The sequence below is a fragment of the Frigoribacterium sp. CFBP 13707 genome, assembly GCF_014842245.1.
Taxonomy (GTDB): Bacteria; Actinomycetota; Actinomycetes; order Actinomycetales; family Microbacteriaceae; genus Frigoribacterium; species Frigoribacterium endophyticum.
Genome location: NZ_JACYVL010000014.1, coordinates 23,378 through 37,313, shown reverse-complemented (window position 1 = coordinate 37,313; position 13,936 = coordinate 23,378). Strand labels below are relative to the sequence as shown.

Annotated in this window: 12 protein-coding genes; 6 read left to right on the top strand and 6 right to left on the bottom strand. The window is 73.4% G+C overall.

The annotated features are described in order from the left end of the window. Positions 1-73: 73 nt before the first annotated feature. A complete protein-coding gene (locus tag IFT45_RS15245; RefSeq protein WP_192129171.1) occupies positions 74-682 on the bottom strand; it encodes a hypothetical protein in 609 nt (202 codons plus the stop codon). Between the two features lie 276 nt (positions 683-958). Between IFT45_RS15245 and IFT45_RS15240 the strand changes: the two genes are divergently transcribed. Both IFT45_RS15240 and IFT45_RS15235 read left to right on the top strand, forming a co-directional pair. Beyond that, entirely contained in the window at positions 959-2,374 is a 1,416-nt protein-coding gene (locus IFT45_RS15240; protein ID WP_192129169.1) for an alpha-amylase family glycosyl hydrolase, read from the top strand. A 109-nt stretch (positions 2,375-2,483) separates the two neighbouring features. Further along, complete coding sequence (locus IFT45_RS15235; RefSeq protein WP_185230559.1) at positions 2,484-2,954, top strand: MaoC family dehydratase; 471 nt, start codon at positions 2,484-2,486, stop codon at positions 2,952-2,954. Positions 2,955-2,975: 21 nt separating this feature from the next. Here the strand turns inward: IFT45_RS15235 and IFT45_RS15230 are convergent, their stop codons facing one another. The 5 genes from IFT45_RS15230 to IFT45_RS15210 all read right to left on the bottom strand — a co-directional run bounded on the left by IFT45_RS15230 (position 2,976) and on the right by IFT45_RS15210 (position 8,873). Further along, on the bottom strand, positions 2,976-5,465 hold the full coding sequence (locus IFT45_RS15230) for a glycoside hydrolase family 2 protein (protein WP_192129167.1): 2,490 nt from the start codon (positions 5,463-5,465) through the stop codon (positions 2,976-2,978). A 196-nt stretch (positions 5,466-5,661) separates the two neighbouring features. Continuing rightward, a complete protein-coding gene (locus IFT45_RS15225; RefSeq protein WP_192129165.1) occupies positions 5,662-6,408 on the bottom strand; it encodes an NADPH-dependent F420 reductase in 747 nt (248 codons plus the stop codon). Positions 6,409-6,460: 52 nt separating this feature from the next. Continuing rightward, positions 6,461-7,081 (bottom strand): TetR/AcrR family transcriptional regulator, encoded by a 621-nt coding sequence (locus IFT45_RS15220; protein ID WP_371811046.1) that lies wholly within the window; start codon positions 7,079-7,081, stop codon positions 6,461-6,463. Positions 7,082-7,221: 140 nt separating this feature from the next. Further along, on the bottom strand, positions 7,222-7,968 hold the full coding sequence (locus IFT45_RS15215; protein WP_167260621.1) for a DeoR/GlpR family DNA-binding transcription regulator: 747 nt from the start codon (positions 7,966-7,968) through the stop codon (positions 7,222-7,224). Then, a complete protein-coding gene (locus tag IFT45_RS15210; RefSeq protein WP_192129161.1) occupies positions 7,965-8,873 on the bottom strand; it encodes a ribokinase in 909 nt (302 codons plus the stop codon). The genes IFT45_RS15215 and IFT45_RS15210 overlap by 4 nt, the downstream gene beginning before the upstream one ends. 182 nt (positions 8,874-9,055) lie before the next feature. Between IFT45_RS15210 and IFT45_RS15205 the strand changes: the two genes are divergently transcribed. From IFT45_RS15205 to IFT45_RS15190, 4 genes are all read left to right on the top strand, one after another. Further along, complete coding sequence (locus IFT45_RS15205; protein ID WP_056059192.1) at positions 9,056-10,003, top strand: sugar phosphate isomerase/epimerase; 948 nt, start codon at positions 9,056-9,058, stop codon at positions 10,001-10,003. Positions 10,004-10,226: 223 nt separating this feature from the next. Beyond that, the gene (locus IFT45_RS15200) at positions 10,227-11,231 is read left to right on the top strand and encodes an ABC transporter substrate-binding protein (protein ID WP_197981568.1); all 1,005 of its coding nucleotides are present in this window, start codon (positions 10,227-10,229) and stop codon (positions 11,229-11,231) included. Then, positions 11,228-12,835: a sugar ABC transporter ATP-binding protein gene (locus IFT45_RS15195; protein ID WP_167260625.1), complete on the top strand. Its 1,608-nt coding sequence runs from the start codon at positions 11,228-11,230 to the stop codon at positions 12,833-12,835. Before IFT45_RS15200 ends, IFT45_RS15195 begins: the two co-directional genes overlap by 4 nt. Next, positions 12,828-13,883, top strand: coding sequence for an ABC transporter permease (locus tag IFT45_RS15190; RefSeq protein WP_056057786.1), 1,056 nt, complete (start codon positions 12,828-12,830; stop codon positions 13,881-13,883). The genes IFT45_RS15195 and IFT45_RS15190 overlap by 8 nt, the downstream gene beginning before the upstream one ends. Positions 13,884-13,936 lie beyond the last annotated feature (53 nt).

Below are 13,936 nucleotides of genomic sequence, written 5' to 3'. Positions count from 1 at the left end.
CCTCTCGACGTGGGGTCCGTGACGCGGGGCGGGCGGCGGCGCGGGACGAGCCGCGCAGCCGCCCGGGGACTGGCTAGTTGTTCTGGGCTTCCCAGGTGAAGCCCTGCTTGACGTTCAGGCCCTGCGACGCGTTCAGCAGGTCCGGCGCGACGGTGTAGGTGAACTTGTACAGGCGGTTCTCGGCGGTGGAGTCGGCCCCCGTCGGGTTGCCCGTCGTCACCCACGCGTCGGCGCCGTTCGCGTAGCTGGAGCGCGCCGTCTGGAACGCGGCGAGCGTGCCGTCGTAGACGGTGCCGCCCGTGCCCGCGGCGACGAACGCCTGGCAGGTGCCGGTGCCCTGCTCGATCTTGAGCGTGGTCTTGAGGCCGAGGTCGCTGCTGACGTTGACGGCACCGGTGCCGTAGAGCTTCACGGTCGAGGGCAGGCTGCCGGTCGAGGTGACGGTGATGCAGTTCGTGCCGGTCGAGCCGGGCTTGAGGTTGACGGCGCTGAACAGGGCGACGTCGGCGTCGTTGTCGGTGAGCTTCACCGAGCCGGTGGTCCAGTTGCTCGTGGGGTTGCTCGTCTGCGCGCTGAACGCCGAGTACGACGCGTTCGAGACGACGAGCCCGGAGGCGACGAGGGCGAGCGGGACGCCGATGACGGCGGCGAGGCGGGCAGCACGGGGCGTGGCGGTGCGCATGACGGGGTGTCCTGATCCTTGGGTGCAGCATGTCCGGTCGACGGAGTGCCACGGAGGGGCGCGGGAGGCGGCTGGTGAGACCGCGGTGCGCCGACCGCACGGGCGTGGTGAGGGCCCGACGTCGTCCGGTTGTTACGGTCACCAAGATAAACCTGTGAGCCCTCCTCAGCAAGGTCGCGGGCGACCCCCGAGGGAGGGGGGCTCGCGCATCGGCCAGGGCCCCGGGGAGGCGCGTGCCTGGGCGTCGGCAGCGCCCGCGTCGGTACCGTGGCGGGCATGCAGCAGCCCGACGCCCCCGCCCCGTCCGACGCCCCGAGCCCGGGCGTGGCCCCCCCGTCGAGCGGCGCCCCGGCCTGGACGGAGCACGTCGTGTGGTGGCACGTGTACCCCCTCGGGTTCGTGGGGGCCGACACGACCGGGGCGGACCGCTCGCCGGCACCGCGCCTCCTCGACCTCGTGCCCTGGCTCGACCACCTCGTCGCGCTCGGCGCCAACGGGCTCGCGCTCGGGCCCGTGTTCGCGTCGTCGACGCACGGCTACGACACCATCGACTGGATGCACGTCGACCCGCGGCTCGGCAGCGACGACGACCTCGTCACGCTGATCGACGCGGCGCACGGGAAGGGCGTCCGCGTGATGCTCGACGGCGTCTTCAACCACGTCGGCCCCGAGTTCCCGCCGCTGGTCGAGGCCCGCGCCGACCCGTCGTCGCCGGCGGCCGCGCTGTTCCGCCGTGACGGGTCGGGCGACCTGGCGACCTTCGAGGGCCACGGCGGGCTGATCGCCCTCGACCACTCGTCGCCCGAGGTGGCACGGCTCGTCACCGACGTGATGACGCACTGGAGCGACCGCGGCGCCGACGCCTGGCGCCTCGACGCCGCCTACTCGGTGCCGACCTCGTTCTGGGCGACGGTGCTGCCCGCCGTCCGCGAGCGCCACCCCGACGTGTGGGTGGTCGGCGAGGTGCTGCACGGCGACTACGCCGCGATCGTGCGCGAGGCCGGCCTCGACGCGGTCACCCAGTACGAGCTCTGGCAGGGCGTCTGGCACGCGCTGCAGAGCGTCAACCTGCACGAGCTGGCGTGGGCCCTCACCCGGCACGACGAGTTCCTCGACGCGTTCGTGCCGCTGACCTTCGTCGGCAACCACGACGTCACCCGCATCGCCAGCCAGGTCGACGACGAGCGCCACCACGCGCACGCGACCGTGCTGCTGTTCACCCTCGGCGGGGTGCCGTCGGTCTACTACGGCGACGAGCTCGGGCTGCGGGCCGTGAAGGAGGAGCGGGTCGGCGGCGACGACGCGGTGCGCCCGGCCTTCCCCCGCTGGTCGGGCGACGACGTCGTGTCGCTCGTGCCCGACGCCGACCCCGTCGCCCTGGCGCTGCACCAGCAGATGATCGGGCTCCGTCGCCGTCACCCGTGGCTGCACACGGCCCGGTCGCGGACGGTGTCGGTGACGAACGAGTCGCTCGTGCTCGAGCTGCGGCCCGGCGCGGGCGGGGACGCGGGTGCGGGCTCGGGTGCGGGCGCGGGCGACGTCGCGCTGGTCGTCGCCCTCTCGCTCGGCGACGAGCCGCTGCGGGTGGCCGACCCGGCGCCGGGCGAGTTCCTCGCCGGGCGCGACGCGGGGCTCGACGGCGACGAGCTCGTCGTCGGCGCCCACGGCTGGGCGGTCGTCGCGCGACGGTAGGCGCGGCGGGCCGAGTGGTCACGAACTGTTCGTCCCCCGCCTCGGGAGCAGCAGTTCGTGACCACTCGACCACTGCGCGCGGGAGGCGCGCGCGTGGTGGACTGGCTCCGTGCTCGACCCCTTCACCACGCCCCTGCCCGACCGGCACTTCGAGGACTACCCGCCCGGCCTCCACGCCGAGTACGGCCCCACCACGGTCACGGCCGACGAGATCGTCGCCTTCGCGACCGCCTTCGACCCGCAGCCGATGCACGTCGACGCCGAGTGGGCCGCCGCCGGCCCGTTCGGCGGGCTCATCGCCAGCGGCTGGCACACGACCGCGATCATGATGCGGCTGCTCGTCGACCACTGGCTGAACGGCGAGACGAGCCTGTCGTCGCCCGGCGTCGACGAGCTGCGCTGGCACCGCCCGGTGCGCCCCGGCGACCAGCTGACCGCCCGGTTCACGGTGCTCGAGGCGCGGCCGTCGGCCTCGCGGCCCGACCGGGGCATCCTCCGCACGCGCATCGAGCTGGTCGATGCCGACGAGCGGCTCGTCATGTCACAGGTGATGACGAACTTCGTCCTGCGTCGCCCGTAGCGCGCGCCACGAGCCCGGGCGTCAGCCCTGCAGGTCGCCCGCGTGCCGCACGACGTCGTCGGCGGTGAGCCGTTCGGCGTCCGACTCGGCGACCCCGGTCACCCGGAACGTCGCCGACTCCCCCGCGAGCAGCGTCACCATGCCCGTGTCGACCACGGCCCCGGGGTCGACACGGTCGACGAGCAGGGTCACGTCGCGGGCGTAGCTGCGGGCGGTGACGGTGACCAGCGCGACGCCGGGAGCGGTCTCGGCGAGGGCGACCACCGCCTCCACCGCACCGGGGTCGAGCTGCTGGTCGACGACCTCGGCGGCGTCCCACCGGGCGCGGCCGGCGCCGAAGCCGGGCAGGTCGGCGACGAGCAGCTCGGCGGCGGGGTCGAGGCCGTCGACGAGCGCGGCCGGCAGCGCGACCGTGGTGCTGCCCCGCGCCTCCACCGTGACCGGCAGCGCGACCTCGTCGCGGCGCCCGCCGTCGAACGCGGCGGCCGCGACCGTGGCGGTGCCGCTCCACGCGTCGTCGGTGTCGTTGAGCAGCACCAGGGCCAGGCCGGAGGCGCGGGGCTGGATCGTCGCCAGCCGCGCCTCGTAGACGGCCCGGAGCACGTGCCAGAGCGGCTTGCGGTGCCCCGCGAAGTCGACCGCCGCCCACGACACGACGGGCCAGTCGTCGTTCAGCTGCCAGACGACGACGCCGGTGTTCCGCGGCGCCAGCGAGCGGAAGTGCTCGACGCCGAAGCGGATCGCCGCGGCCTGGTTGAGCTGGGTCGCCCAGTGCCAGTCCTCGATCGTCGAGGGCGCGGGCAGGTGGCCGTCGAGGCCCCGCTCGAGCTTGAGGTTGCCGTCCTCGGCCTTCTGGTGCACGAGCATCTCGTGGCCGTACGGGTCGAGCGGCTCGTCGTGCACGACCGAGGTCAGCGTCGACCAGGCGGGCGGCCCCTGGAAGCCGAACTCGGGGACGAAGCGCGGCTCGTGGTCGCGGTAGGCCGTGTAGTCGAGGCGGTTCCAGACGTCCCAGATGTGCATGGTGCCGTTCGCGGCGTCGTTCGGGTGCAGGTACTCGCCGAACGACCACGGGCTGCCCGGCGAGTACGGCCGGGTGCCGTCCAGCTCGGCGACGACGCGCGGCAGCAGGTCGAAGTAGTAGCCCTCGCCCCAGGTGCGGCCGGCGAGCTGGCGACGCCAGTCCCAGTCGACGTAGCCCCAGATGGCCTCGTTGTTCCCGTTCCAGATCACGAGGCTCGCGTGGCGGCTGAGGCGGGTGACGGCCTCCCGGGCCTCGGCCTCGACCTCGTCGGCGAGCCAGGGCTCCTCGGCGTAGGCGCCGCAGGCGAAGAGGAAGTCCTGCCAGACGAGCACGCCGGCCTCGTCGCACGCGTCGTAGAGGTCGTGCGACTCGTAGACGCCGCCGCCCCACACGCGCAGCAGGTTCATGTTCGCGTCGGTCGCGTCGGCGACGCGGAGGCGGTAGCGCTCGGGCGTCATCTCGGTGAGGAAGGCGTGGTCGGGGATCCAGTTCGCGCCCCGCACCTGCACCGGCTGGCCGTTGACGCTCAGCACGAAGGGCGCTCCGTGCTCGTCGGGGGCGGTGTCGAGGGCGACGGTGCGGAAGCCGACCCGCGCCTCCCACGGCTCGGTCTCGCTGCTGCTGCCGACCGTGACGGTGACGGGGTAGAGCGGCTGGGCGCCGTGGCCGCGGGGCCACCAGAGCTCGGCGTCGGGAACGACGACCGTGAGCCGCACCTGCGTCGTGCCGGGGGCGACCGCCGAGGAGGCGCGGTGCCCGTCGACGAGGACGGTCACCTCGGTCTCGGCGGCGGTGGTGGTGTCGGCGCCGCCGTCGGCCGGGGCGACGGGGGTCGCCCACTCGAGCTCGACGTGGGCGTCGAGCACCCCGCCCTCGTCGGTGACGTCGACGAGCGGCCGGACGGACGCGATGCGCACGCCCGACCAGCTGTCGAGCCCGATCGGTCGCCAGATGCCGCTCGTGGCGACGTCGACGCCCCAGTCCCAGCCGAAGTTGCTGGCCGACTTCCGCAGCATCGTGAAGGGGTGGTGGTTGACGTGCGGGAGCGCTCCGTGGCGCTCGACCCGCGACTCCACCTCGGGCACGGGCGCGGCGAACGTCACGACCAGGTGGTTGTCGCCGTCGGTCAGCGCGTGGCGCACGTCGACGCGGTACGAGCGGTGCTGGTTCTCGGTCTCGGCGACGACGACGCCGTTCAGCTCGACGCGGGCGACGGTGTCGAGCCCCTCGGCGACGAGGTCGTGGCGGTCGGAGCCGTCGTCGTGCCACTCGAACGTCGTCCGCCAGCGCCAGACGGTGTCGCCGATCCACTGCTGAGCGGCCTCGGCGTCGCCGTCGAACGGGTCGGTGACCATCCCCGCGGCGAGCAGGTCGGTGTGGGCGACGCCGGGCACGGTGGCCGGGACGAGCCGGCCCGCGACCTCGGCGGGCACCGGGCCGCTCACGGCCTCGAGGGTCCAGTCGTCGTGGAGGGGTCGGAGAGCCATGCGTGCGTGTCCTCGTCGTCGAGATGCGGGTGGGCCTCGCACCACGCTAGCGGGAGGCGCGGGGCCGCGGGCGCCCGGCGGGTGCGGCGGGTTCCCGTCCTCCTGGGCGGGTCGGCGCGGGCCCGCCCAGGAGGACACGGACCCGCCGCACCGGCGTGACCTCCCCCGGCGGGCCGACCCGCGCCTCCCCGGGCCCTCAGAACTGGCGGGCGGCGACGTCCGCGCGGTGCGACGCGGCGACCAGCTCGCGGAGGCGCTCCGCCGTCACGGGCGCGCCCGGGTCGGCGAGGTGGTCGACGGCGAGGGCCGCGGCGTCGGCCGCGTAGATCGGGGTGTACGCGCCCGACTCGGGCTCCGTGCGCCACGACTCGGCGAGCGAGCCCGCGTCGACCGGCTCGAAGCCGAGCAGGTCGACGAGCTCCGAGACCCGGGCCTTGGCCGTCGCGTCGTCGCCCTGGACGGCGAGCGCCGTGCGCGGGGTCGAGCCGGTGAGCGCCGGGATGTGGTGGGCGAGGATCCCGTTGAACGCCTTCACGACGAGCGCGCCGGGCAGCAGCCGCTGCTCGAGCTCGGCGGTGGCGAGCTCGAGGCTGTCGAGCTCGGGGATGCGCCCGTCGCGGTGCGGGTAGTAGTTGCCGGTGGAGAGCACGACGCGGTCGGCGAGGGCGTCGACGGGCAGCGCCGGGTAGGCGCCGAGCGGGACGGCGAGCACGACGAGGTCGCCGGCCTCCGCCGCCTCGCGGGGAGCGGCGGCGCGGGCGCGGGGGCCGAGCTCCGCGACGAGGCCTGCGAGCGACTCCGGCCCGCGCGAGTTCGCGACGACGACGTCGAGGCCGGCCGCCACGGCGAGGCGGGCGAGACCGCTGCCGATGTCACCGCTGCCGATGACGCCGATGCGGGTGAGGGGTGTGGTGGTGGGGGTGGGGGTGGTGGTGTCGGTCATGGTGCCTCCTGGTCGTGGTCTTGGTCTTGGTCTTGGGGGCCGGCGGCCGCCGTCAGGCGTCGTCGCCCGCGGCGGCCGGACGTGCCTGCCACCCCCGGCGGGCGAGCGCCGCGAGCCCGTCGGCCGAGTCGTCGTCGGCGAGCGCGGCGCCCCGGACCCAGCTCGTGGCCAGGGCGGCGAGGAAGAGGTCGCGGGCGCGCACGTCGCTCCGGGCGGCGCCGTCGCGGCGGGCGGCGTCGAGGAACTCCTCGGTCACGGTGACGAATCCCTGGCAGGTCGTCGCGAGGGGCGAGTCGCTCGTGAGCGTGGCGGCGCGCAGGGGCCCGGGCAGGCCGTCGAACGCCCCCGCCCAGTCGATCACCGCGTCGAGCCAGCCGTGCAGGGCGTCGCCCGCGTCGACGGTGCCGTCGTCGCGGCCGGCCCTGAGGGAGTCGCGGCGTGCGACGAGCGCGTCGTCGCGGGCCGTCAGCAGGGCCGCGAGCAGGGCCTCACGCGTCGGGAAGTGGCGGTACAGGGTGCCGGCGCCGACGCCCGCCCGCTTCGCGATCGCGTCGAGGGAGCCGCCGACGCCGTGCTCGGCGAAGTGCTGCTCGGCGGTGGCGAGGAGGTGCTCGCGGTTGCGGAGCGCGTCGGCGCGGGGAGCCCGAGCTCCGCGGGTGGTCGTACCGGGCACGGCGTCCTCCTCGTCGCGATGCGGAGGACCTCTCCGCATCGCGAAGAGGAGACTATCTCCGTTCGCGCGGGAGCGCACCCCCGAGCACGGCCAGCGCCTTGGCGTGTCTCACCGCCGGCGCGGCTCAGCGCTCGCGCGGCTCAGCGCTGGCGAGGCGCGACGACGAAGGCCGCCGCGGCGTCGAGCACCGGGTCGGCGCGGTCGCTCACGACCGTGCAGACGCCGAGGCCGAACGAGCGGCAGAGCGAGACGACGCCGAACTTGCTGCTGTCGGCGAGCACGACGGTCTCGCGGCTGTGCGCCTGCACGAGGCGCTTCTTGTTGGCCTCGCGGATGTCGAAGGTGGTGACCCCGGCCTCGGCGTCGATGCCGGTGACGCCGATGAAGGCCCGGTCGAAGTAGAGGTCCTCGAGCTGCCGGTCGGTCATCGTGCCGGCGACGGAGCCGATGTCGGGCAGGTAGTCGCCGCCGAGCGCCGTCACGGTCACCCGGGGCCGGGGCACCATGCCGAGCACCTGCGTGTTCGAGGTGATGACGTGCACGTCGATGTTCGGCAGAGCCACCATGAACTCGGTCAGCGACGTGCCCGAGTCGACGTAGATCGTCTCGCCCTCGACCACCATGGCGGCGGCGGCGCGGGCGATCGCGACCTTCTCGTCGCGGTTGATCTGCGACTTCATCGCCGCCGGCAGCTCGGCCGAGCGCTCCTCGGCACGGATCGCCCCTCCGCGCAGGCTCACGACGTGCCCGGACTGCTCCAGCTCGCGGATGTCGCGGCGCACGGTCGAGGGCGACGCCCCCGTGGCCGTGACGAGGTCGTCGATCAGGATCGAGTCGCCCGAGGCGACACGGTCGAGGATCAGCTGGTGCCTGGCGAACGATCTCACGCCTCGAGGTCCTCCCGGGTCGGCATGCTGGACTGTGCCCCCATCCCCGCGACGGTGATCGAGGCGACGAGCGCGGCGGTGCGGGCGGCCGAGAACGGGTCGACCCCGTCGGCCAGCGCGACGGCGAAGGCCCCGATGAACGAGTCGCCGGCGCCGGTCGTGTCGACCGCGCGGGCGGGCACCGCCCCCACGAACTCCACCCGTCGGCCCTCGAGAACATAGCAGCCGCGACTGCCGAGGGTCAGGACGACGGAGTCGCAGAACGCCGCCAGCTCGGCGACCGCGGCCCGCATCGCCGCGTCGTCGGCGACGTCGCCGAGGGGGCGCCCGAGGTACTCGGCCGCCTCGTCCTCGTTGACGACGAACCAGGCGCAGGCGCGAGTCACCTCGAGCGGCACGGGCCGGGCGGGCGCGGCGTTGTAGACGACCGGGACGCCCGCGGCCGCGGCGAGCGCCACCGCCCGCTCGTTCGCCGACGCGGGCACCTCGTTCTGCAGCACGACGACCGCCGACGACGCGACGAGGTCGGCGTTCTCGTCGACCCACTCGCCGGTCACGACGGCGTTCGCCCCCTCGACGATCGTCGCGTGCACCTCGCCGTCGCCGACGACGTGCACGATGCCGAGGCCGGCCGCCGCGCCGGTGGGCCGCAGCCGGCACTCGATGCCCTCGCGCTCGAGGGCGGCGCGGCAGATCTCGCCGTGCTGGTCCGCCCCCGCGGCGCCGACGAAGCGGACGGAGGCGCCGAGGCGGGCTGCCTGGACGGCCTGGTTCGCGCCCTTGCCGCCGGGGTCGGCGCGGAACCCGGTGGAGACGAGCGTCTCGCCCCGCCGCGGCAGCCGCTCCTGGCTGACGATCAGGTCGTAGTTGATGCTGCCGACCACCAGGATGGCGTGCGCCGTCATGCGGTCCTCCACTTCGTCGTGTCGACGACGTGCCGCCGCCAGGCCCGACAGTAGGCGGCGATGACGACGGTTGTCAAAGACGATCAGCATTCTGGTGCGGCGAACGCGCTCATCCGGCCGCTGAGCGTGACTAAGAATGACACTGCTTGACAATCCCGGTCATGCTCCGTACGGTCGCCACCATGAAGTTCGCCACGCGCCTCAACTCGTTCATCGCCGGTGGAGACACCGCCGCAGCCCTCCGCCGCATCAGCGCGACGAAGGGCATCGACCACGTCGACCTCAACTACCCCGAGCACTTCGTCGGCATCGAGCCCGCCGACATGAAGCCCCTCCTCGACGAGCTCGGGCTCTCGCTCAACAGCGTCGCCATGCGCTTCCGCAAGGACTTCGTCCACGGCGAGTACAGCAACCGCGACGAGGCGGTCCGCCGCGAGGCGATCGAGCTGACGAAGGCCGGCATCGACGCCGCGGCCCTCGGCGGCAGCGACCTCGTGACGGTCTGGCTCGGCTACGACGGCTTCGACTACACGTTCCAGAAGGACTACGCGCGTGACCTCGGCCGCATCGTCGAGGCCTTCCAGGAGCTCGCCGACCACCGCCCCGACGTCCGCATCAGCATCGAGTACAAGCCCTACGAGGAGCGCGTGCACTCGGTCATCCGCAGCGTCGGGCAGACCCTGCACGTCCTCCAGCTGATCGACCGGCCCAACGTCGGCGCGACGCTCGACTTCGCGCACATGCTGATGGCCGGCGACGCACCCGGCTTCGGCGCCGCGCTGCTGCTCGCCGAGGGCAAGCTGTGGGGCGTCCACCTCAACGACGGCAACAACGACCACGACGACGGGCTCATGATCGGCTCGATCCACCCCTTCGAGACGATCGAGTTCCTCTACTACCTGCTCCGCCACGACTACGACGGCGTCATCTACTTCGACACGTTCCCCATCCGGGAGGACGCACAGGAGGAGGCGGAGACCAACCGGGCCACCGTCGAGCTGCTCATCGCGAAGATCGAGGCGGTCGGCGTCGACCACATCACCTCGGTCATCGACCAGGCCGACGGCATCGCCTCGCAGCGCCTCCGCAACGAGCTGATGAGCGTCGCCGTCCCGGCTCCCGGCGCCTGACCCCTCGTCGAGGGCGTCCCGAGACTCCTCGGACCCCGGCCGGTGCCTCCCCGCGACCCGCGCGTGCGGAGGCACCCGGCCCGCGACTCCCCCGGGCCCCCGCCCGACCCCGCACGACCCGACCGACCCGCACCACCCCGCACGACGAACACCCCCCGACCCCTTCTCACACACAGGTGGACACGCAATGGCGCGATCTAGAACAGTCTTCTCCCTCTCCCTCGTGGCGACCATCGCCCTCGTCGCCCTCGTCGGCGGCGTCGTCGGCGGCAGGGCCACGGTCTCCGAGGCGGCATCGAGCGGAGGGGGTGAGGGAGGCGCGGCGTCCGGAGTCAAGGTCGACGTCATCATCCGGGCCAGCGACTCCGCCTACTGGCAGACCCTGCTCGCCGGCTCCGAGGCCGCCGCGGCCGACTACGGCATCGAGGTCGCGACCTTCGGACCGACCTCCGAGACCGACATCGCCGGGCAGGTGCAGCTCGTCGAGAACTCCGTCTCGCGCGGCGCCGACGCCATCCTCATCGCGCCCAGCTCGAGCGAGGCCCTGAACGCCTCCATCGACCAGGCGCGGGCGGCCGGCATCAAGGTCATCACGGCCGACACGAAGGTCACCGCCGACATCGAGGGCCACATCGGCACGAACAACGTCCTCGCCGGCACGGCCGCCGGCGAGCGCATGTGCCAGCTGCTCACCGACGCGGGCACGACCACCGGCAAGGTGCTCGTCGAGGCCCCGATCGCGGGCATCGAGGCCAACCAGGACCGCGACGCGGGCTTCCGTGCCGGGCTCGCGGCCGGCTGCCCCGACATCGACTCCAGCCTGCAGAGCTACAACAACAACGACATCGGCACGGCGGCCTCGCAGGTGAACGACGCCATCTCGGCGAACTCCGACCTCGTGGGCGTCTTCGCCGACAACAACAGCTCCGGCGTCGGCGCGGCCACCGCCATCAAGGACAACGACGCGTCCGACGACATCGTCGTCGTCGCCTTCGACTCCGACCCGGCGGAGAACGCCGCCCTGGCCGACGGCAGCATCGACGCACTGGTCGTGCAGAACCCCTGGTTCCTCGGCTACCAGGGCGTCGTCGAGGCCGCGATGGCGACGCAGGGGCGCATCCCGCCCGCGAGCCTCGACCCCGGCGTCGCGGTTGCCGACCGCGACAACATGGAGAGCCCCGAGATCAAGTCGCTCCTCGAGCCGCAGACTGCCGAGACCAACGGATGACCGTCCGCGAGCCCGAGGGCGCTGCCGTGCTGCAGCTCACCGACGTCTCGAAGGCGTTCGGCGCCGTCCAGGCCCTCAGCGGCGTCTCGCTCAAGCTCGTGGCGGGGCAGGTGCACTGCCTCGCCGGCGAGAACGGCGCCGGCAAGTCGACGCTGATCAAGGTGCTCACGGGGGCGCTGCCCCGCGACTCGGGCGACTACGACATCGACGGCCGCACGGTCACGACGGCCACCCCGGCCGCCCTCCGCGGCGCGGGCGTGCAGGCCGTCTACCAGGAGCTCAGCCTCCTGCCGCACCTCTCGGTGGGCGAGAACATGTTCATGGGCCGCCTGCCGGCGCGCTCGGGCGTGATCCGCTCCCGAGACCTGCACGACCGCTGCCGGTTCGTGCTCGACTCGCTCGGCCTCGCCGACGTCGACCCCGACGTCGTCGTCGAGCGGCTGCCCGCCGCGACGAAGCAGCTCGTCGAGGTCGCGAAGGTCGTCACCGCCGACTCCGTCAAGGTGATCGTCTTCGACGAGCCGACGACGGCGCTGACCGAGGCCGAGTCCGACCGACTGCTCGACCAGATCCGGAAGTTCAAGGCGGAGGGCGTCGCGATCCTCTACGTGACCCACCGCCTGGAGGAGATGTTCGCCGTCGGCGACTGGGTCACGGTGCTCCGCGACGGCGAGCTGTCACAGAGCGGGCCGATGAGCGACTACACGGAGGACACGCTGATCAACGCCATGGTCGGCCGTGAGGTGTCGAGCCTGTACCCGGACGAGGCGCGCGAGGTCCACCCGGCGCGCCTCAGCCTCCGGGGCCTGCGGCGCACGCCGGACAGCCCGACCATCGACCTCGAGGCCCGGGGCGGCGAGATCCTCGGCATCGGGGGCCTGCTCGGCTCGGGGCGCAGCGAGCTGCTGCTCAGCGTCTTCGGCTCGGAGCCGGTCGCGGAGGGCGAGATCCTCGTCGACGGCGTCGTGGTCCGGCCCGACGGGCCGCGCACGATGATGGACGCGGGCGTGGCCCTGCTCACCGAGGACCGCAAGGTGCTCGGCCTGCTGCCGGAGCTGTCCATCCGCGAGAACGTGACGATCGCGAGCCTGCGCGTCGGCTCCCGACGGGGGCTGCTGCCCGGCCGGGCACAGTCCGACGAGGCCGACGCCCTGCTCGACAGCCTCCGCATCCGCGCCGGCTCGTACGACCAGCCGGTCTCGACGCTCTCCGGGGGCAACCAGCAGAAGGTGCTGCTCGCCCGCTGGCTGCTGACGAAGCCCGGGGTCATCATGTTCGACGAGCCGACGAAGGGCATCGACGTCGGCGCCAAGGGCGAGCTCTACGACGTGATCAACGACCTGGCCCGCCGCGGCCTCGCGGTCGTCGTCGTCTCGTCGTACCTGCCCGAGCTGCTCGGCCTCGCCGATCGCGTGGTGGTGCTCCGCGAGGGCGCCGTCGCGGGCGAGCTGCCGGGCGGCGCCTCCGAGGAGGACGTGCTCCGCCTCGCCAGCGGCGGGGTCGACGACCCCGCCGACCACCTGCACGGCGTCCCGCCGCTCAGGCACGACCCCCGCACCGACCCGGTCACCCGACAGAACATCGAGGAAGTCCCCCATGCCTAAGTTGATGTGGCGCGAACCCATCGAGACGACGACCATCCGGGTGGTGCGGAACGGCGACGACGCCGCGGCCGCGGCCGCCCGGGCGTCCACGAAGCCGCGGGTCACGACCCTCGGCAGCATCGCCGGCCGCGAGAGCGGGGTGCTGATCGTCCTGCTCGTCGTGTTCGGAGCGCTGACGCTCGCGAGCGACGACTTCCTGACCGGCAACAACCTCGCGAACCTGGCCCGCCAGGTGTCGATCTTCGGGATCCTCGCCATCGGGCAGCTGATGGTCATCCTCACCGGGGGCATCGACCTCTCGGTCGGGTCGATCCTCGGCCTCGCCGGGGCGGTCACCGCGCAGCTGCTCGTCGCGGGCGTGCCGATCCCGCTCGCGCTGATCCTGGGCGCGCTCGTCGGGGCGGTGCTGGGCATCATCACGGGGCTGCTGGTGACGAGGTTCAAGCTCCCCCCGTTCATCGCGACCCTCGGCATGCTCGGCATCGCCCGGGGCGTGGTGCTCGTGATCACCGACGCGAACACGATCCAGGGCCTGCCCGAGGGCTTCCAGACGATCGCCAACGGCTCGGTGGTCGGCGTGCCGAACCTGCTGATCCTGTTCGTCGTCATCGCGGCGATCGCGGCCTTCGTGCTGAAGCGCACCGTCTTCGGCCGGTACGTCTACGCCGTCGGCTCGAACCCGGAGGCGGCGCGCCTGGCCGGAGTGCCGGTACGGCTGGTGACCATCACGGTCTACGGCATCGCGGGGCTGCTGTCGGCGGTCGGCGGCGTGCTGCTGACCTCGCGGCTCGGGGCCGGCGTGCCCACGGCGGGCACCGGCTTCGAGCTGCAGGCGATCGCGGCGTGCGTGATCGGCGGCGCGAGCCTCTCCGGAGCACGGGGCAGCGCGATCGGCGCGGCCTGCGGGGCGCTGCTGATCGGCGTGCTGAACAACGGCGGCAACCTGCTGGCCGTGAACTCGTTCTACCTCCAGATCGCGATCGGCCTGCTGATCCTCGTGGCCGTCGCGTTCGACCAGCTGAACACCCGGGCCGCCGCCCGGGAGTGAGGCACGGCGACGGCCGGGCCGGTGCCTCCTGCGGGAGGTGGCCGGCCCGGTCG

What these genes read in the sequence shown, in the direction of transcription:
- IFT45_RS15210 (WP_192129161.1), bottom strand. Translation starts at nt 8,873, where the DNA reads ATGACGGCGCACGCCATCCTGGTGGTCGGCAGCATCAACTACGACCTG.
- IFT45_RS15245 (WP_192129171.1), bottom strand. Translation starts at nt 682, where the DNA reads ATGCGCACCGCCACGCCCCGTGCTGCCCGCCTCGCCGCCGTCATCGGC.
- IFT45_RS15190 (WP_056057786.1), top strand. Translation starts at nt 12,828, where the DNA reads ATGCCTAAGTTGATGTGGCGCGAACCCATCGAGACGACGACCATCCGG.
- IFT45_RS15225 (WP_192129165.1), bottom strand. Translation starts at nt 6,408, where the DNA reads ATGACCGACACCACCACCCCCACCCCCACCACCACACCCCTCACCCGC.
- IFT45_RS15230 (WP_192129167.1), bottom strand. Translation starts at nt 5,465, where the DNA reads ATGGCTCTCCGACCCCTCCACGACGACTGGACCCTCGAGGCCGTGAGC.
- IFT45_RS15195 (WP_167260625.1), top strand. Translation starts at nt 11,228, where the DNA reads ATGACCGTCCGCGAGCCCGAGGGCGCTGCCGTGCTGCAGCTCACCGAC.
- IFT45_RS15240 (WP_192129169.1), top strand. Translation starts at nt 959, where the DNA reads ATGCAGCAGCCCGACGCCCCCGCCCCGTCCGACGCCCCGAGCCCGGGC.
- IFT45_RS15205 (WP_056059192.1), top strand. Translation starts at nt 9,056, where the DNA reads ATGAAGTTCGCCACGCGCCTCAACTCGTTCATCGCCGGTGGAGACACC.